A 17,962-nucleotide genomic window follows, 5' to 3' on the forward strand; every position below is an offset into this window, starting at 1 on the left:
TCGCCGGAAAGCGCAGATGTTTCTGCGCAAAAAGCGGGTTTGGCAAGCATGATCTTGCGCGCGTCCCTGCATTATCCGCATGGTGACGCTGTTGTGGCGCTCTGCGCAGCAGGATCGTGCAGCGCAGCATTCTGATTATTCCAGTCGAGATGGAGGCGGGGCGGCTTGCTCTCAACGGCATCCGCTAAGCAGGTCTGGCCGCGTGCGCAAAAACGTTTACAACTAAACTATTCTCTCCGGGACGCCGTCATGAATCTCTGGTTCCGCCTCATTTGGCTGCTGCTGACGCGGCCCTTCCAGCCGAAGCTGAAGCCGCCCTTCGAGGCCTCGATCCTGCCCTTTCGGGTCTGGCCCCATGATCTCGACACCAGCCTGCACATGAACAATGCGCGCTATTGGGGGCTGATGGACCTCGGCCGCGCCGATCTGATGCTGCGTAGCGGCCTGTGGCGGGCGATCCTGCGCCATGGCTGGGTTCCGGTGGTCAATTGCGGCACGATCCGCTTCCGCCGCGAGCTGCGCCTGTTCCGAGCGCTGAAGCTGGAGACGAGGCTGCTCTGTTGGGGCGAGAGCTGGGTCGTGATGCAGCATCGCATCCTGGCGGCGGGGCGGGACGGCCAGGAGATCGTCGCTGCGGTCGCGCTGGTGCGCGCTGCACTCTATGACCGCAAGGGCCGGGCCTATGTCCCGGCGGCGCGCCTGTTCGCCGAAATGGGCGTTATGGTCGAAAGTCCGGAGCCCAGCCCCGAGGTTGCGGCCTTCCTCGCGGCTGAGGAGGCGTTGCGGCAGGCAGGTGCGGTCGGAGAGGCGTAGTGCGGGTGGCGTTCGGGGCGCGTCATTCTCGGGCGAAGCGAAGCGCAGACCCGAGAATCTCAGGACAAAAGGAGCGTTGATCAGAGCCTCATTCGGCCTGAGATGCTCGGGTCAAGCCCGAGCATGACGCGTTTCATTACTCCGCCGCCAGTCTCGTCGCGCGCCATTGCGCCAGCAGCGCTCGCAGCGCGCCCGGCTTCAGCGGCTTGTTCAGCACGTGGATATCGAGCGCTCCCGCTTCCTCGCGCACCTCCGGTGAGCGGTCCGCCGTCAGGAGGATCGCCGGCAGCCCGCCGACCTGCTGCCGCAGGGCCGAGATCACGGCGATGCCGTTCTCGCCATGGTCGAGATGGTAGTCGGCGATCAGCACATCCGGAGCGCCGCCGGCGGCGATGAGCGTGGAGGCCTCCTCCAGCCCGCGCGCGGTCTCGACCTTGCAGCCCCAGCCGCCGAGCAGGAGCCGCATGCCGTCGAGGATGGCGGGCTCGTTGTCGATGGCGAGCAGCTTGAGCCCGGCGAGCTGGCTGCTGGGCGGGGCGCTGCGTGCGGCTGCATTCGTCGCCATTGCCGGCAGGGGCGCGGCGCGCGGTACCAGGATGGAGAAGCGCGTGCCGCGTCCCGGCGTCGAGGCGAGCGCGAGCTTGTGGTCGAGGGTGCGCGCGATCCGCTCGACGATCGAGAGTCCAAGACCCAGTCCTCGCGCGACCTTGGCGCCCTGGTCGAGGCGCTGGAATTCGCGGAACACGGTCTTCTGCTTGCTCGCGGGGATCCCGAGTCCGGTATCGAGCACCTCGATCGCGACCTGCCCGCCACGCTGGCGGCAGCCGACCAGCACCTTGCCGTTCGGGGTGTACTTGATCGCGTTCGAGACCAGGTTCTGCAGCAGACGGCGCAGCAGCCGCCGGTCCGAACGGACGGCCGTCGAAGTCGCCGCAAAGACGAGCTTCAGCCCCTTCTCCTGGGCGCTCGGCTCGAATTCGCGCTGGAGCTGGCGCATCAGCTCGTCGAGTCGGAAGGCGCTGATCTCGGGCTTGAGCGCGCCGCCGTCGAGCCGGGAGATCTCGAGCAGCGCGGTCAGGATCTCCTCGACCGCGTCGAGCGAGGCGTCGATGTTCTCGGCAAGATCGGGCTGGGTGCTGGCCCGATCGCGTTCAACCAGAGCGGAGGCGTAGAGCCGAGCGGCATTCAAAGGCTGGAGGATGTCGTGGCTCGCCGCTGCGAGGAAGCGTGTCTTCGAGGCGTTGGCGTCGTCAGCCTCGGCCTTGGCGCGCTGCAACTCGGTATTGACGTGCCTGATCTCCTCGGTGCGCTCGGCGACGCGCTTTTCCAGCGTCTCGTTGGTCCGCGCCAATTCCTCTTCGGCCACGACCGAGTCGGTGATGTCGGTATAGGTGGTGACGATGCCGCCATCGGGGAGCGGGTTCGAGCGGATCTCGATCACGTTCTTGGAAGGATAGAGCTTGAGCCGGACCGGCTCGCGGTCGTTGATGAAGCTCTCCAGCCGCGCCGCCATGAGTTCGTCGAGAGGTCCAGCGCCATAGGCGCCGCGGTCGGCATTATAGCGCACGATCTCGTCGAGCCCGGTGCCGAAGCGCACCAGCGAGGGCGGCAGGTCGTAGAGCTGGATGAAGGCCTTGTTCCAGGCGAGCAGCCGTAGGTCGCGGTCGAGCACGGTGATGCCCTGGCCGGCATGGTCGAGGCCGTTCTGAAGAATGTCGCGATTGTATTGAAGGGCCGCCGAAGCGTCGTCGAGCAGCTTGAAGGCCGCTTCGGTCGAGAGGTTGCGCCGCTTCAGCAGCAGCGACAGCACGAGGCGGGAGGAAGCGGCGCCGATCGCGGAGGAGAGCAGGTGCTCGCCGAAGCGCAGCGTGTGGATATCGGACTCGCGGGTGCCGTTCAGCACCTCGCCGCGCGAATGGGCGAAGCCCTCGAAGGCGCGTTGCGTCCGCTCCTGGCCGAGATAGCGGCCGATGGTCGACTGCAGCTCCGCCTCGGTGACGCTGGAGCGCCAGAGCGAGAAGGACTGGGCCATGGTCGCCCGGTCCGACTCGACGAAGGCGTTGGCCTGCAGCCGCTCCATCGCACTCGCCGGGCGAATGAACGAGAAGCCGACATAGCAGATAAGGTTGATGCCGAGGCTCCAGAGCACGCCATGGGGCAGCGGCGAGAGCGACGACAGGCCAAACAGCGCCTCCGGCCGCAGCGCGGTGATGCCGAGCGGTCCGTGCGCGACGATCTCCGCCCAGTAGCCGCCGGGCAGCGCCAAGCTCGGTATCAGAAGCGTGTAGAGCCAGGTCAGCAGGCCGGCGGACAGGCCGGCGGCAGCGCCGAGCGCGGTGCCGCGCCGCCAGATCAGCCCGCCGAAGAAGGCCGGTGCGATCTGCGCGGTCGCGGCGAAGGAGAGCAGGCCGATCGAGACCAGCGCTGCCTCGCCCGCAGCCCGGTAATAGGCGTAGCCGAGCAGGATGACGACGACGATGGCGCCGCGCCTTATGTGCACGACCTGCGAGCCGAGATCACCGCCGGTCGGACCGCTGCGGCCTTTGCGCTCGATCATCGCAGCCGCGCGCTCGGGATCGACGCTGACACCGCGCCCGCGCAGCAGCAGAGGCGTGACGAGATGGTTCGAGATCATGATCGCCAGCGCGACCGAGGCGACGATGACCATCGCAGTGCCCGCCGAAAGCCCGCCGATGAAGACGAACAGGGCGATGAAGCCCGCCTGCTTCTCCAGCGGCAACAGCAGCACGGTCATGTCTCGATCGATGCCCGACCCCGGCAGGAGAACCTCGCCGGCCGCCGCCAGCGGCAGCACGAACAGGTTGATCAGCACGAGGTAGAGCGGGAACATCCAGGCAGCACGGCGCACGTCCCGAACATCGCGGTTCTCGACGATCGCCATGTGGAACTGCCGCGCCAGCAGCAGCGCAGCGCACGAGGACAGCGCCGTCAGCGTCAGGAACATCGGCCAGCTCGACGTCCTGTCCCAGATCGGCGGTTTGTCCGCGGCTGCCCGCGCCGCCTGGGCGAAGAGGTCGCTGGCCCCATCGAACAGGCCGTAGACGACGAAGACACCGAGAGCCAGGAAGGCGACGAGCTTGACCAGCGACTCCGCCGCGATCGCCAGCACCAGCCCATCCTGGTGCTCGGTCGCGTCGATATGGCGGGTGCCGAAGGCGCAGGCGAAGCCGGCCAGGACCAGGGCGACCAGGAAGGCGAGGTCGCTCAGGATCGGGATGTCGGTCATCGGCGGCGGCCCGCCAGCGGCGGCGAAGAACACCGAGAGGGAGTTCGCCACCGCCTTCAGCTGCAGGGCGATATAGGGCAGGGCGCCGACCACCGCGACGATGCAGACCAGTGCCGCGACGCGCTCGCTCTTGCCGTAGCGCGCGCCAACGAAGTCGGCGATCGAGGTGATGTTCTGTGATTTTGCGATGCTGACGATGCGCGCGACGAAGCGGTGTCCCAGCCCGATCACCAGGGCCGGGCCGACATAGATGCCGAGGAAGTCGAAGCCCGCCCGGTTGGCGAAGCCGACCGAGCCGTAGAAGGTCCAGGAGGTGCAATAGACCCCGAGCGCCAGCGCATAGATCGTCGTGCGTGCCCGCCCGGTCATCAGGCGACGTCCGGTGGTGTCCGCGAGATGGGCGATCGCGAACAGAACGCAGAGATAGCCGAGCGCGCTCAGGACGACGGACCAGGCCGGTAGCATCGCGCCTCCTTGCAACGGCGATCGCGGGCAAACCTATCGCCGCCGTGCCGTCCCCGCCATCGGTCTTTCGATGGTCTTCGGGCAATCGCACCCTGAGCCCTCATCCTGAGGAGCGGTCGCAGATCGCGTCTCGAAGGATGATCCAGAAGATTCCGGAACCTCCTGGAGCATCCTTCGAGACGGCCGCTCACGCGGCTTCCTCAGGATGAGGGCTGAAAGAGCGATCACCCCATCAGCCTGTCCTCAGGCCGCGGCCGGTACCTGCGCCAGCCGCTCCAGCCGCCGCTGCCCCCATTGGTGCATGGCGCGGACGATCTCCTCGAGCGAGCGGCCTTCCTCGGTCAGAGCATAGTCGACCCGCGGCGGTACCTGGGCATAGACCGTGCGCAGGACGAGCCCGCACTCTTCCAGCTCGCGCAATTGCCGGGTGAGCATGCGCTGCGTCGCGCTCGGCAGCTTCCGGCGGATCTCGTTGAAGCGCAGCGTGCCGGAGAGCAGGTGGTAGATGATCACGCCCTTCCACTTGCCGTCGATCAGGTCGAGCGTCGCCTCGACCGGGCAACCGGCGGCACAGTCGTAGCGCTTCTTCGTCTTCAGCATCCGACAGTATCCATTGTGATACTACTGGTCCGATTTGTGCGTATTGCAGCGATGGAGCCTAACAGTATTTCTTGGCCTGCAACAGGAGATATTCCGATGAAGGCCGTTGGCTACCGCGCATCCCATCCGATCGAGCATCCGCAGGCGCTGCTCGACCTCACGCTCGACAAGCCAACCGCCGCCGGCCGCGACCTGCTGGTCAGGGTCGAGGCCGTTTCGGTCAATCCGGTCGACACCAAGATGCGCCTGCGCTCGCAGCCCGAGGCTGGTGGTGTGAAGGTGCTCGGCTGGGATGCCGCCGGCGTGGTCGAGGCGGTCGGCCCGGATGCCACGCTGTTCAAGCCGGGCGACAAGGTCTTCTACGCCGGCGCGATCGGCCGTTCGGGCACGAATGCCGAATATCATCTGGTCGACGAGCGCATCGTCGGGCGCCGGCCGACTTCGCTCTCGGTCGCGGAAGCGGCGGCAATGCCGTTGACGGCGATTACTGCCTGGGAGGCGCTGTTCGACCGGCTCGACATCCGCCGGGCGGTGCCGGGCGCGGCGAATGCGCTGCTGATCATCGGCGGCGCCGGCGGCGTCGGCTCGATCGCGATCCAGCTCGCCAGGCAGCTCAGCGACGTCACGGTGATCGCGACCGCCTCGCGGCCGGAAACGCAGGCCTGGGTCAAGGAACTCGGCGCCGACCATGTCGTCGACCACACCAGGCCGCTGGCCGCTCAGGTCGCCGCGCTCGGCATCGGCGCGCCGGCCTTCGTCTTCTCGACCACCCAGACCGACCGGCATTTCGACGAGATCGTCGAGCTGATCGCGCCGCAGGGCCGCTTCGGCCTGATCGACGATCCCGCGCCGATCGACGTGATGAAGCTGAAGCGCAAGAGCGTCTCGCTGCATTGGGAGCTGATGTTCACGCGTTCGCTCTTCGGCACCGCCGATATCGAGGCCCAGCATCTGCTGCTGAACGAGGTCAGCGCCCTGGTCGATGCCGGCAAGCTCAGGACCACGCTCGGGGAGCATTTCGGCAGGATCGATGCCGCCAACCTCAAGCGTGCCCATGCCCTGCTCGAATGCGGCAAGGCCAAGGGCAAGATCGTTCTCGAAGGCTTCTAAGAGGGGAGGGAAACCATGCGTACAGTTCTGAAAGTCGCGATCGCAGCCGGCCTTCTCGCGGCGCCTCAAGCCGCGCGAGCCCAGCAATCCATGCAGCCGGTGAAGGTCGAGATCTTCGCCGAACTGCCTCAGGCGGTCGGCAACATCACCTTCACGCCGGACAAGCGGGTGATCTTCAGCCACCATCCATTCTTCGCGCCAGACATCCGGGTGGCCGAGCTCAATCCGGACCGCAAATCTTTCAAGCCGTTCCCGGATGCGAGCTGGAACACGCCGCGGCCCGGCACCGACCGCTATCTCGACAGCGTGCTCGGTCTGCGTGGCGATGAGAACGGCATCATCTGGCTGATGGACATGGGGCAGCGCACGCCACTGACGCCGAAGCTCGTCGGCTGGGACGCCAAGCGCAACCGGCTGCACCGGATCTATTACATACCGGCGCCGGCCTCGCTGCCGGAATCGCAGCACAACGACTTCGTCGTCGACCTCAAGAACCGCAAATTCTACATCGCCGACGAGGGCATCGGACCGGGCGGCGACGGCAGCAAGGCGGCGCTGGTCGTGGTCGACATGGATACCGGGGCAGCGCGCCGTGTGCTCCAGGGCCATGCCACCACGAAGCCGGAGGATCGGCCGATCACGGTCGAGGGCAAGGACCTGACCGTGCCGGGCAAGGACGGCAAGCCGGCCGTGATCAAGGTCGGTGCCGACGGCATCGCCGTGGATAAGGAGTTCCGCTGGCTCTATTACGCCCCGCTCAGCGGCACGAGCGTCTATCGCCTGCGGATCGCCGATCTCATCGACGAGCGGCTGAGCGATGCCGAGCTTGGCGGCAAGGTCGAGCGCTATGCCGCCAAGCCGAACAATGGCGGCTTTTCGCTCGACGCCAAGGGCAATCTCTATTTGACCGAAGTGGAGGCGAGGGCGGTCGGCGTCATCCCGGCCGAGGGCCGCCAGTACCGGCGCTTCGCCGCGCACGAGGCGCTGCATTGGCCCGACGGCGTCAGCTATTCGCCGGACGGCTTCATGTATGTCTCGGCTGCGCAGCTCGCCCAGGCCGCCGTGTTCAACGACGGCAAGGGTTCGAACAAGGCGCCCTATTACATCTTCCGCTTCAAGCCTCTGGCACCCGGCCGGATCGGGCACTGAGCAGGGCGGGGCGCTGCGGCAGGGCTGGGATCGCTGCCGCAGCGTTCGTCGTCGCTCGACCTTCGCATAGTGGATGATCGCAGCCTGGAATCCGTCTTTTCCGAGAGAAAGGCCGAGGAAAACGGCCGGAAAGCTGTTTCCACCGCCAGTGCCGGTGGTCTAGCGTGCGGGCAGGGGCGGCATTGCGCAGCGTGATGCCTGGCCAGGCATTCGGAAAGGCGCGCTATGATCAAGGAATTCAAGGAATTTGCCCTGAAGGGCAATGTCGTCGATCTCGCCATCGGCGTGATCATCGGCGCGGCTTTCGGCAAGATCGTCGAATCGCTGGTCGGCGACATCATCATGCCGCTGATCGGCGCGATCGGCAGCGTCGACTTCTCCAACTACTTCATCGGCCTCAACAGCGCCGTCACCGCGCCGGTCCTCGTCGATGCCAAGAAGCAGGGCGCCGTGCTCGCCTATGGCAGCTTCCTCACCATTGCCGTCAACTTCATGATCATCGCCTTCGTGCTGTTCATGGTCGTCAAGGGGATCAACCGGTTGAAGCGCAAGGAAGCGGCCAAGCCGGCCGAGCCCGCGCCTCCCGCGCAGGACGTCGTGCTGCTCGGCGAGATCCGCGATCTGCTCAAGCAGAAGGCCTGACCCATTTCGCGGAGCGCTCTGACCTTTCGAGAGCGCCCCGCGATCCATCACCGCGACCGATCGGGTCGATCTCGTCAATTCATGCCGCTGCAGCGCGATCTGCGTTAGATTGGCTTGCATGTTTCTTGCGACGGATCGCCCGAAGGATCGCCTATGAACATGCACGCACCGGCCGGGACCAGCCTGATCGCCGATTTGCGCCCCGAGGCGCGCAATGCGCCCGAGAGCGGCATCGTCGAGGTCGTCAACCACGGCCGGCTCAAGCCCGGGCTGATCCCGCTCTGGGTCGGCGAAGGCGATCTGGCGACGCCCGAGTTCATCGTCCGCGCTGCCAACAAGTCGCTGGCCGATGGCGAGACCTTCTACACCTGGCAGCGCGGCATTCCGGAGCTGCGCGAGGCGCTGGCTCGCTACCACACTGCGCTCTATGGCCGCCCCTTCGCCATGGACCGCTTCTACGTCACCGGCTCCGGCATGCAGTCGGTCCAGATCGCGGTCCGATTGATCGCGGGTGTCGGCGACGAGCTGATCATCCCGACCCCGGCGTGGCCCAACTTCGCCGCCGCCATGGGTATCGCCGGCGCCAATCCGGTCTGCGTGCCGATGCAGTTCAAGGATGGGCGCTTCACGCTCGACCTTGAGAAGTTGGAAGCAGCGATCTCGCCGCGCACGCGCGCCTTCGTCATCAACTCGCCGGCCAACCCGACCGGCTGGACCGCGACCCGCGACGAACTCGCTGCCATCCTCGCCATCGCCCGCAAATACGGCATCTGGATCATCGCCGACGAGATCTATGCCCGCTTCGTCTATGACGGTTCGCCGCGAGCCGCTTCCTTTCACGACGTGATGGAGCAGGAGGACCGCGTCCTCTTCGTCCAGACCTTCTCGAAGAACTGGGCGATGACCGGCTGGCGCGTCGGCTGGATCGAGGTGCCGCCCGCCTTCGGCCAGATCGTCGAGAACCTGATCCAGTACTCGACCTCCGGCTCGCCGGTCTTCGTCCAGCGCGCCGCCATCGCGGCCCTGGAGGAGGGCGAGCCTTTCGTCGCCGAGCAGATCGCCCGTGCCACCGAAGGCCGGCGCATCATCGCCGAAGGGCTGAAGGCGACGAACCGCGTGACGCTGCAGGCACCGGACGGTGCCTTCTACCAGTTCTTCGCCGTCGACGGCCGCACCGATTCGCGCGCGCTGGCAATCGAGCTGGTCGACAAGGCCAATGTCGGTCTGGCGCCCGGCACCGCCTTCGGACCGGGCGGCGAGACCGGCCTCAGGCTCTGCTTTGCCCGCAAGGCGTCGGATCTCGTTGAAACGGTGGCGCGTCTGCAGAAGGCGCTGGCCGGTTGACACGCCAGTGTCATGCCCCGCTTGCGCCCCGAGCGTTTGACCTGAAGGCTGGTGGCCGTCATTGATGCGGCGTTGCGCCCCGACGGCGCATCGCGAGCATCATGCCTGTTCCGAGCTACGTTCCCTATCATCTGCGCACCCTGTCGCGTGAAGCGGCGGTAATCGCTTGCGCGGCGCTCGGCGGCACATTCTTCGCCCTGCTCGACGTTCCGGCGGCCTGGCTCTCGGGTTCGATGCTGCTGGTTTCCGTTCTCGGTATCACTCGGCCGCTGCCCGATCTGCGCCGTCCCTGGTTCGATTCGACCATGGTGATGTCTGGCGCGCTGATCGGCTCGGCTGCGACGCCCGAGGCGCTCGCCGCGACGGCGCGCTATCCCGGCTCGCTGCTCGTGCTGGTCGTCGGCCTCGTCGCGATCATGTTGGCCACCGGCGCCTATCTGCGCTTCGTCGCGCGCTGGAGCTGGATCGACTCGCTACTGGCGGCGGCGCCCGGCGCGCTATCGGCCGTGATCTCGGTGGCGCAGGACAAGGGCGCCAATATCGGCCGTATCGCCGCGATCCAGCTCTTCCGCATCCTCGTCCTGGTCGCGGTCCTGCCCAGCATCATGAAGCTGAGCAGCGGCGGCGTTCCGCTCGCTTTGCCGCCGCCTGTTGTGATCGCGAGCGTTGGCCATATGGCGCTGCTGCTCGGCGGCGGGCTGGTCACGGGGCTGATCTTCGAGAAAATCGGGATCACCGCGCCCTTCATCCTCGGCGCGACCCTGGCGAGCGCCGTGCTGCACGGCACCGGCCTTGTCCACGGCACGATGCCGCCGGAGATCACGATCGCGGTGATGGTCATGCTCGGCGCCGCCATGGGCGGGCGTGTCTCAAACCTGAAACGCAACGAGATCGCGGCGCTGTTCCCCCTCGCGATCGGCGGCTTCGTCGTCTCGATGGCCGTCGCCTTCGCCTTCGCCTGGCCGGCGGCCTGGCTCGCCGGCGTGCCCTATGCCAGCGCCATGGCCGCCTTCGCGCCCGGCGGGCTCGAGGCCATGGCGCTGCTCGCCTTCGCCATGGGGCTCGATCCGCTCTATGTCGGCGCCCACCATCTGGTGCGCTTCATGGCGCTCGGGCTCTTGATGCCGTTCCTGGTCAGCTGGGTGAAGCCTGAGAAGCCGAGCGGCGAGAGCTGACGCTCAGGCCACGCCGTTGGTGTGCGTCATCAGCGAGTAGAGCGAGGTCGTGCCGCAGATGAAGAGCCGGTTCCGCTTCGGCCCGCCGAAGCAGAGATTGGCGACCACCTCCGGCACCAGCACCTTGCCAATCAGCGTGCCGTCCGGGTCGTAGACATGGACGCCGTCGGCGGCGCTGCTCCAGAGCCGTCCGGAGACGTCGAAGCGGAAGCCGTCGAACAGCCCGTTCGTGCAGGTGGCGAAGACCGAGGAGGCGCCGAGCGTCCTGCCGTCACCGGTCACCGCGACCTTGCGGATATGACGCGGCCCGTTCTGCGGATCATGGCTCGCGCCGGTATCGGCGATGTAGAGCGCGCTCTCGTCGGGCGAGAAGGCCAGTCCGTTCGGCTTGACGAAATCGTCGGCCGCGATGGTCACCTCACCGCTCTGCGGATCGATCCGATAGACATTGCAGCGGCCGATCTCGCTTTCGGCCTTGTCGCCCTCGTAATCGGTGAGGATGCCGTAATCGGGATCGGTGAACCAGATCGAACCGTCCGATTTGACCACGACGTCATTCGGCGAGTTCAGCCGCTTGCCCTGGTAATGGCTGGCCAGCACGGTGACCGAGCCGTCATGCTCGGTCCGCGTTACCTGCCGGCCGCCATGTTCGCAGGTGACGAGCCGGCCCTGCCGGTCGACGGTGTTGCCGTTGGAGTTGCGCGCCGGCTGGCGAAAGACGCCGACCTGGCCAGTGAGCGCGTCATAGCGCATCATCCGGTCGTTCGGGATGTCGGACCAGACCAATGTCTGGTGCGCCGGGAACCAGGCCGGGCCTTCCGACCAGCGCGCCCCGGTCCACAGCCGCTCCATCCGGGCCGAGCCCGGCACGATCCGGTGAAAGCGCGGGTCGAGCACCTCGACGCGAAAACCCTCGATGAAGCCGAATGTCATGCCTGTCCTCCCTGGAGGGGAGGGAGGATCGGCGATCCAGATGCCAGTGGCAATCGCATGAGACACAGGGGCTGCATGCCCGGGCGTCATTCTCGGGCGCAGCGAAGCGAAGACCCGAGAATCTCAGGACGAGAAGGTGCCAAACGGAGCTCCATCTGGCCTGAGATGCTCGGGTCTTCGCCCGAGCATGACGCGCCTTGCGGACTTACAGCACCAGCCCCTCGTCCCAATACGGCGTCGCACCATACAGCTCCGCCAGATAGTCGACGAAGGCGCGCACCTTCTGCTCCATGTGCCGGCGGCTCGGATAGACCGCGTAGACGGCGACACGCTTGCCGACCGAATAGTCCGGGAGCACCCTGACCAGCGCTCCCGATTTCACCTCCGGCCCGACATCCCAGGTCGAGCGCAACGCGATGCCGACGCCGGCCAGCAGCGCCTCGCGCACGACCTCACTCGAATTGGTCCGCAGCGGCCCGTTGATCCGGACCGAAACCTGACCCTCCGGCCCATCGAGACGCCATTGGTCGGCATTGTGGGCGACGAGCGTATGGCGCGACAGGTCCTCGATGGTCTCAGGGGTGCCGTTGGCGGCGAGGTAGCCGGGCGTCGCGCAGAGCACGCGATGGTTCGGCGCCAGCCGCTTCGCAACCAGGCTCGAATCGCGCAGATCGGCGATCCGTATCGCCAGATCGAATCCCTCCGCGATGATGTCGACAAAAGCATCGCTCAGGATCAGCTCGACATTCACCGCAGGGTTGGCGTCGAGGAAGGGTTTCAGATGCGGCGCGACATGCATTCGCCCGAACGAGGTCGGCGCCGAGACGCGCAAGGTTCCGCGCGCCTGGCCGGCGCCGCTGGCGACCCAGGCCTCGGCTTCCTCAATCGAGCCAAGGATCGACACCACCCGCTCATAGAAGCCCTGGCCGGCCTCGGTCAGCGAAAGCTGGCGCGTGGTGCGCTGGAGCAGGCGCACGCCGAGCCGATCTTCGAGGCGGCGGATACGCTTGGAGATGACGGCCGGTGAGAGGTTGAGCTCGCGGGCGGCGGCAGACATGCTCTTGGCCGTGACGACATGGGCGAAGACGTCGAGGTCGCCAAACCGATCCATGCGCCCACCATCTTTTCCGTTTTGGAAATAATCATGCACGTTACTCGCGCTGCGCCACATGTGGAAGTATTCTAGAGTCGCATCGGACTCGTTCGGTGCATGTGCGCAGCGATGGTGCCTGGCGGCTCCGAAGGCGAGGGAAGGTGAGTGGAGGATTTGCTATGAGTGCGATCGCCTTTCCGGTGCCCGATGCCGGCATCCTCGCCCGCCGTGACGCCATCATCGCCGGCCTCGCGGGGCTGGTCGCACCCGATGCGCTGATCACCTCGGAGGACGAGCGCCGGCCCTATGAGACCGATGCGCTGACCGCCTATCGCCGCATGCCGCTCGCCGTCGTGCTGCCCTCGACCACGCAGGAGGTCGCCGCCGTGCTGCGCTATTGCGGTGAGCAGGGCGTGCCGGTCGTGCCGCGCGGCGCCGGCACCTCGCTCGCCGGTGGCGCGATCCCGCAGGAGGACGCCGTGGTGATCGGCGTCTCCAAGATGAACCGCATCCTGGAGATCGATTACGCCAACCGCACCGCCAGGGTGCAGGCCGGCGTCACCAATCTCGCCGTCACCGGCGCGGTCTCGGCCGACGGCTTCTTCTACGCGCCCGACCCGTCCTCGCAGCTCGCCTGCTCGATCGGCGGCAATATCGGGATGAACTCCGGCGGCGCGCATTGCCTGAAATACGGCGTCACCACCAACAATGTGCTCGGCGTCACCCTGGTGATGCTCGACGGCAGCATCGTCGAGATCGGCGGCGGCCATCTCGATGCGCCCGGCTACGACCTGCTCGGCTTGATCGTCGGCTCTGAAGGGCAGCTCGGCATCGTCACCGAGGCGACGGTGCGCATCCTGCGTTCGGCGGAAGGCGCGCGGCCCGTCCTGTTCGGTTTCCCGACTAGTGTCGAGGCCGGCGCCGCTGTCGCCGCGATCATCGGCGCCGGCATCATCCCGGTGGCGATGGAGTTCATGGACAAGCCGGCGATCGAGATCTGCGAGGCCTTCGCCCATGCCGGTTATCCCATGGATTGCGGAGCCCTCTTGATCATCGAGGTCGAGGGTTCGGAAGCCGAGATGGACGCCCAGCTCGCCCGCATCGTCGCAATCGCAAGGGAGCACGGCGTCGGCACGGTCAAGGAGAGCAAGTCGGCGATGGAGACGGCGGCGATCTGGAAAGGTCGCAAATCCGCCTTCGGCGCGACCGGCCGCATCGCCGATTACATCTGCATGGACGGCACGATCCCGACCGGGCAACTGCCCTTCGTGCTCGAACGCATGGACGAGATCATCAAGGGTTATGGCCTGCGTGTCGCCAATGTCTTCCATGCTGGCGACGGCAATCTCCACCCGCTGATCCTCTACAACTGCAACGATCCGGTCGAGGCGCAGAAGGCCGAGGATGCCGGCAACGACATCCTCAAGCTCTGCGTCGAGGTCGGCGGCTGCCTCACCGGCGAGCACGGCGTCGGCATCGAGAAGCGCGACCTGATGACCGTCCAGTTCAACGAGGCCGACCTGCACCAGCAGCAACGGGTCAGGGCGGTGTTCGATCCGCGCTGGCTGATGAATCCGGCCAAGGTGTTTCCGCTCGAAGGTCGGGTCGCGGCGTGATGAGGCTCTCCGTCTTTCCGGGACGCTGCGCAGCAGCGGGCCCGGAACCCAGAACCGATGGCGGACATAAGAGGGGCTCGACGCTGCAGCGCTCATTTCGTTCAATGGCATCGGTTCTGGGTTCCGGGCTCTTCGCTGCGCGAAGCCCCGGAAAGACGGCGGAGGATGGCCTTGCCGTTCCACGTCTATTTGCTTGCGAGCGGGCAGCATGGAACGCTCTATCTCGGCGTGACGCGCGACCTTGCTCGCCGCGTCCACGAGCACAAGAGCAAGGTCCTGCCCGGCTTCTCGCGGAGATACAGCGTCGATCGGTTGGTCTGGTACGAGGAGTATCCGACGGCAACCGAGGCTATCGAGCGCGAGAAGGACATGAAGAGGTGGCGTCGCGACTGGAAGGTCAGGTTGATCGAGGAGCGGAACCCGCTTTGGGCCGATCTCTATCCGCTGCTGGCGCGGTGAACCTCTCCCGTCATTCCGGGGCTTCGCGTAGCGAAGAGCCCGGAACCCAGAACCGACGGAAGGCATCGATAAGGCTCAACATTCCCGGAGCTCTTTTTCCAGCGGTATCGGTTCTGGGTTCCGGGCTCGGGCCTTCGGCCCGCCCCGGAAAGACAGGGTAGGCTTCTGATGCTCCACACTCCCACCACCGAGGCACAGGCCTGCGCCGTCGTCGCTTCGATCGTCGAGGCGCGCGTTCCGCTTGCCATTCGCGGCGGCGGCACGCGCACCGGGCTCGGCCGGCCGGACAATGCCGTCAGCACCATCTCCAGCGCCGGGCTCACCGGCATCACCCTCTACGAGCCCTCTGAGATGGTGATCGGCGCCAAAGCCGGCACGCCGCTGAGGCTGATCGAGGAGACGCTGGCCGCGCGTGGCCAGATGCTGCCCTTCGAGCCGATGGACCATCGCGCTCTGCTCGGCACCGAGGGCGAGCCGACGATCGGCGCCATCGCTGCCGGGAACATTTCCGGCCCGCGCCGGATCAATGCCGGCGCCGCCCGCGACTCCCTGATCGGCATCAAGCTGATCAACGGCCGTGGCGAGCTGGTGAAGTCGGGCGGGCGGGTGATGAAGAACGTCACCGGCCTCGACCTGGTGAAGCTCGTCGCCGGCAGCTTCGGCACCCTCGGTTTCCTCACCGAAGTGACCTTCCGCGTCCTGCCGCGTCCTGAGCGCGTCGTCACCCTGATCTGGGAGGACCTCGCCGACGAGGCGGCGGTGGCGCTGCTCTCGGGCGCGCTCGGCTCGCCCTTCGAACCCATGGCCGCAGCGCACCTGCCGGCCGGGATCGGTGCGGAAGAGCCTCGCACCTTGCTGAGGCTAGAGAACTTCTCGGCCTCGATCAGCTATCGTGCCGCCGAGCTCGCCCGCCTCTTGAAGCCTCACGGGCGACCCGCGCTGGTCGAGGGGCGCGCATCCGACACGCTCTGGCGCGAGGTCAGGGATGCCGCCTTCTTCGCCAGCACGCAGGAGGCCGTCTGGCGGCTCTCGCTCGCGCCGACCAGTGGGCCGAGAGCGACCGCCGCGATTACGCGCACTGTGCCGGGTGCCCGCTGGTTCTACGATTGGGGCGGCGGTCTGATCTGGCTCGCCGTGCCGGCCGACGGAGACGCTGGCGCCGCCGCGATCCGCACAGCTCTGAAGCCGCTCGGCGGCCATGCCACTTTGGTGCGGGCGCCCGATGCGGTGCGGGCGGTGGTTCCCGTTTTCGAGCCGCTCTCCGAGCCGCTGATGCGGGTGACTGCGGGCATCAAGAAAAGCTTCGACCCGGAGGGCGTGTTCGAGCCCGGCCGGATGTATGCGGGGATCTGATGGCGCTCGCTGAACCGCTTTCCTCCGGCGCGCCCACGGCGCGCGCGAACTGGGCGCCCGGTCGCCTCGGCCCCGTCGCCATTGCTGTGCTGGCGGTGCTGCTGACTACCGGCGCGGCGGCGATCCTGCTCTGGATGGGCCGCGAGCCGATCTGCAAATGCGGGACGATCAAGCTCTGGCAGGGCACGGTGATGTCCTCCGAGAACTCCCAGCACATTGCCGACTGGTACACCTTCTCCCACATCATCCACGGCTTCCTGTTCTATGGTCTGTTCTGGCTGATCCGGCGCCTCACCGGCCTGCCGATCTCCGTCGGCCTCGCGCTGCTGCTCGCCATCGTGCTGGAGAGCGCCTGGGAGATCACCGAGAACACCGATGCGGTGATCAATCACTACCGCACGGCCACGATCTCGCTCGACTATTATGGCGACAGCGTCCTGAACTCGGTCAGCGACATCCTCGCCATGGCCCTGGGCTTCCTGTTCGCGCGGTTCGCGCCGGTCTGGATCACGGTGTCTGGCGCGCTGGCGATGGAACTGATCGTCGGCTGGCTGATCCGCGACAACCTCACCCTCAACGTCATCATGCTGCTCTGGCCGATGGACTGGATCAAAGCCTGGCAGGGCGGAGCCTGAGCGATGCAGACCAATTTCACGCCCGAACTCCTCGCCTCCGATCCGCGCCTGCCGGTCTCCGAGAAGATCCTGCGTACCTGTGTGCATTGCGGCTTCTGCACTGCGACCTGTCCGACCTATCTGCTGCTCGGCGACGAGCTCGATTCCCCCGCGCGGGCGCATCTACCAGATCAAGGACATGCTGGAGAGCGGCCGTCCGGCGAGCCCTGACGTGGTCAAGCATGTCGACCGTTGCCTATCCTGCCTCTCCTGCATGACGACCTGCCCCTCCGGGGTGAACTACATGCACCTGGTCGACCATGCCCGCGCCCATATCGAGGAAACCTATGAGCGCCCCGTCGCCGACCGGACGCTGCGCCGCGTCCTCTCGGCGATCCTGCCTTATCCCGGCCGCTTCCGCCTCGCCATGCTGGCGGCGCGCGTTGGCAAGCCGCTGGCCGGGGCGCTCGGTGCGCTGCCCGTCATCGGCGCGCGGCTGAAGGCGATGCTGGCGCTGGCGCCCTGGAGCCTGCCCGACCGTTCGGCGATGGAGGGCCCTGCGTCCTTCCCGGCTGAGGGCGAACGGCACAAACGCGTCGCCATGCTCTCGGGCTGTGCCCAGCCGGTGCTCGACCCCGGCATCAACGAGGCGACGATCCGCCTGCTCACCCGCCACGGCGTCGAGGTGGTGCTGCCCAAGGGCGAGGGCTGCTGCGGCGCGCTCGTCCACCATATGGGCCGCGAGCATGATGCGCTCGCCTTCGCCCGCGCCAATATCGACGCCTGGATGGCCGAGGTCGAAGGCGAGGGGGCTCGATGCCATCCTGATCACGGCGTCAGGTTGCGGCACCACGATCAAGGATTACGGCTTCATGTTCCGCGACGACGAGACCCATGCCGCGAAGGCGGCGAAGGTCTCAGCCCTGGCAAAGGACGTGACCGAGTTCGTCGAGACGCTGGAACTGGCCCCAACCCGCAGCTTCGACCTCATCGTCGCCTATCACTCGGCCTGCTCGATGCAGCACGGCCAGCAACTCAAGGACGGGCCGAAGCGCCTGCTGACGCGCGCCGGCTTCCGCGTGAAGGAGGTGCCGGAGGGGCACATCTGCTGCGGCTCGGCCGGCGTCTACAACATCCTCCAGCCCGAGATCGCCGGGCAGTTGCGCGAGCGCAAGGTCGGCAACATCCAGCGCACGAAGCCGGACCTCGTCGCCACCGGCAACATCGGCTGCATTACCCAGATCGCGAAGGGTTTCGCCGACCGCGGCGCGACAACGCCGATCCTGCACACCGCCGAATTGCTCGACTGGGCGACCGGGGGCCGTTGCCAACGAGGTTGGCGAAGGCGG

The 17,962-nt window shown here is 66.8% G+C and carries 14 protein-coding genes and 1 pseudogene; 11 read left to right on the forward strand and 4 right to left on the reverse strand.

Annotated elements, in window-relative coordinates; translation table 11 throughout:
* The first annotated feature begins 249 nt into the window (after nucleotides 1-249).
* Nucleotides 250-813, forward strand: coding sequence for a thioesterase family protein (locus QO058_RS24505; protein ID WP_284168829.1), 564 nt, complete (start codon nucleotides 250-252; stop codon nucleotides 811-813).
* Nucleotides 814-949: 136 nt separating this feature from the next.
* On the opposite strand, the gene QO058_RS24510 is transcribed toward QO058_RS24505, so the two are convergent.
* On the reverse strand, nucleotides 950-4,525 hold the full coding sequence (locus QO058_RS24510; protein ID WP_284168830.1) for a PAS domain-containing hybrid sensor histidine kinase/response regulator: 3,576 nt from the start codon (nucleotides 4,523-4,525) through the stop codon (nucleotides 950-952).
* Nucleotides 4,526-4,768: 243 nt separating this feature from the next.
* Nucleotides 4,769-5,125, reverse strand: a complete 357-nt coding sequence (locus QO058_RS24515; RefSeq protein ID WP_284168831.1) for a winged helix-turn-helix transcriptional regulator — start codon at nucleotides 5,123-5,125, stop codon at nucleotides 4,769-4,771.
* A gap of 96 nt (nucleotides 5,126-5,221) precedes the next feature.
* On the opposite strand from QO058_RS24515, the gene QO058_RS24520 reads away from it, so the two are divergent.
* The 5 genes from QO058_RS24520 (at nucleotide 5,222) to QO058_RS24540 (ending at nucleotide 10,545) form a co-directional block, all read left to right on the forward strand.
* On the forward strand, nucleotides 5,222-6,235 hold the full coding sequence (locus tag QO058_RS24520) for a zinc-binding alcohol dehydrogenase family protein (RefSeq protein ID WP_284168832.1): 1,014 nt from the start codon (nucleotides 5,222-5,224) through the stop codon (nucleotides 6,233-6,235).
* A 15-nt stretch (nucleotides 6,236-6,250) separates the two neighbouring features.
* Nucleotides 6,251-7,384: an L-dopachrome tautomerase-related protein gene (locus tag QO058_RS24525; protein ID WP_284168833.1), complete on the forward strand. Its 1,134-nt coding sequence runs from the start codon at nucleotides 6,251-6,253 to the stop codon at nucleotides 7,382-7,384.
* Between the two features lie 225 nt (nucleotides 7,385-7,609).
* A complete protein-coding gene (gene mscL / locus QO058_RS24530) occupies nucleotides 7,610-8,026 on the forward strand; it encodes a large conductance mechanosensitive channel protein MscL (RefSeq protein WP_126113226.1) in 417 nt (138 codons plus the stop codon).
* A gap of 153 nt (nucleotides 8,027-8,179) precedes the next feature.
* Nucleotides 8,180-9,370 carry a pyridoxal phosphate-dependent aminotransferase gene (locus QO058_RS24535; RefSeq protein ID WP_284168834.1) on the forward strand — a complete coding sequence of 397 codons (1,191 nt, stop codon included), beginning with the start codon at nucleotides 8,180-8,182 and terminating at the stop codon, nucleotides 9,368-9,370.
* A 101-nt stretch (nucleotides 9,371-9,471) separates the two neighbouring features.
* Nucleotides 9,472-10,545 carry an AbrB family transcriptional regulator gene (locus QO058_RS24540; protein WP_284168835.1) on the forward strand — a complete coding sequence of 358 codons (1,074 nt, stop codon included), beginning with the start codon at nucleotides 9,472-9,474 and terminating at the stop codon, nucleotides 10,543-10,545.
* Between the two features lie 3 nt (nucleotides 10,546-10,548).
* Here the strand turns inward: QO058_RS24540 and QO058_RS24545 are convergent, their stop codons facing one another.
* Both QO058_RS24545 and QO058_RS24550 read right to left on the reverse strand, forming a co-directional pair.
* Nucleotides 10,549-11,478, reverse strand: coding sequence for an SMP-30/gluconolactonase/LRE family protein (locus QO058_RS24545; protein WP_284168836.1), 930 nt, complete (start codon nucleotides 11,476-11,478; stop codon nucleotides 10,549-10,551).
* Nucleotides 11,479-11,683: 205 nt separating this feature from the next.
* A complete protein-coding gene (locus QO058_RS24550) occupies nucleotides 11,684-12,589 on the reverse strand; it encodes a LysR family transcriptional regulator (protein ID WP_284168837.1) in 906 nt (301 codons plus the stop codon).
* A gap of 161 nt (nucleotides 12,590-12,750) precedes the next feature.
* Here QO058_RS24550 and QO058_RS24555 point away from each other — a divergent pair, with 161 nt between their 5' ends.
* The 5 genes and pseudogenes from QO058_RS24555 to glcF all read left to right on the forward strand — a co-directional run.
* The gene (locus QO058_RS24555; protein WP_284168838.1) at nucleotides 12,751-14,187 is read left to right on the forward strand and encodes an FAD-binding oxidoreductase; all 1,437 of its coding nucleotides are present in this window, start codon (nucleotides 12,751-12,753) and stop codon (nucleotides 14,185-14,187) included.
* A gap of 171 nt (nucleotides 14,188-14,358) precedes the next feature.
* Entirely contained in the window at nucleotides 14,359-14,646 is a 288-nt protein-coding gene (locus tag QO058_RS24560; RefSeq protein WP_284168839.1) for a GIY-YIG nuclease family protein, read from the forward strand.
* A 165-nt stretch (nucleotides 14,647-14,811) separates the two neighbouring features.
* Nucleotides 14,812-15,999, forward strand: coding sequence for an FAD-binding protein (locus tag QO058_RS24565; RefSeq protein ID WP_284173009.1), 1,188 nt, complete (start codon nucleotides 14,812-14,814; stop codon nucleotides 15,997-15,999).
* Nucleotides 15,999-16,634, forward strand: coding sequence for a DUF2585 domain-containing protein (locus QO058_RS24570; protein ID WP_284168840.1), 636 nt, complete (start codon nucleotides 15,999-16,001; stop codon nucleotides 16,632-16,634). The genes QO058_RS24565 and QO058_RS24570 overlap by 1 nt, the downstream gene beginning before the upstream one ends.
* 3 nt (nucleotides 16,635-16,637) lie before the next feature.
* A pseudogene (gene glcF / locus QO058_RS24575) lies at nucleotides 16,638-17,935 on the forward strand (glycolate oxidase subunit GlcF); the annotation flags it as partial.
* Between the last annotated feature and the right edge of the window lie 27 nt (nucleotides 17,936-17,962).

Source organism: Bosea vestrisii (assembly GCF_030144325.1).
GTDB classification, from domain to species: domain Bacteria; phylum Pseudomonadota; class Alphaproteobacteria; order Rhizobiales; family Beijerinckiaceae; genus Allobosea; species Allobosea vestrisii_A.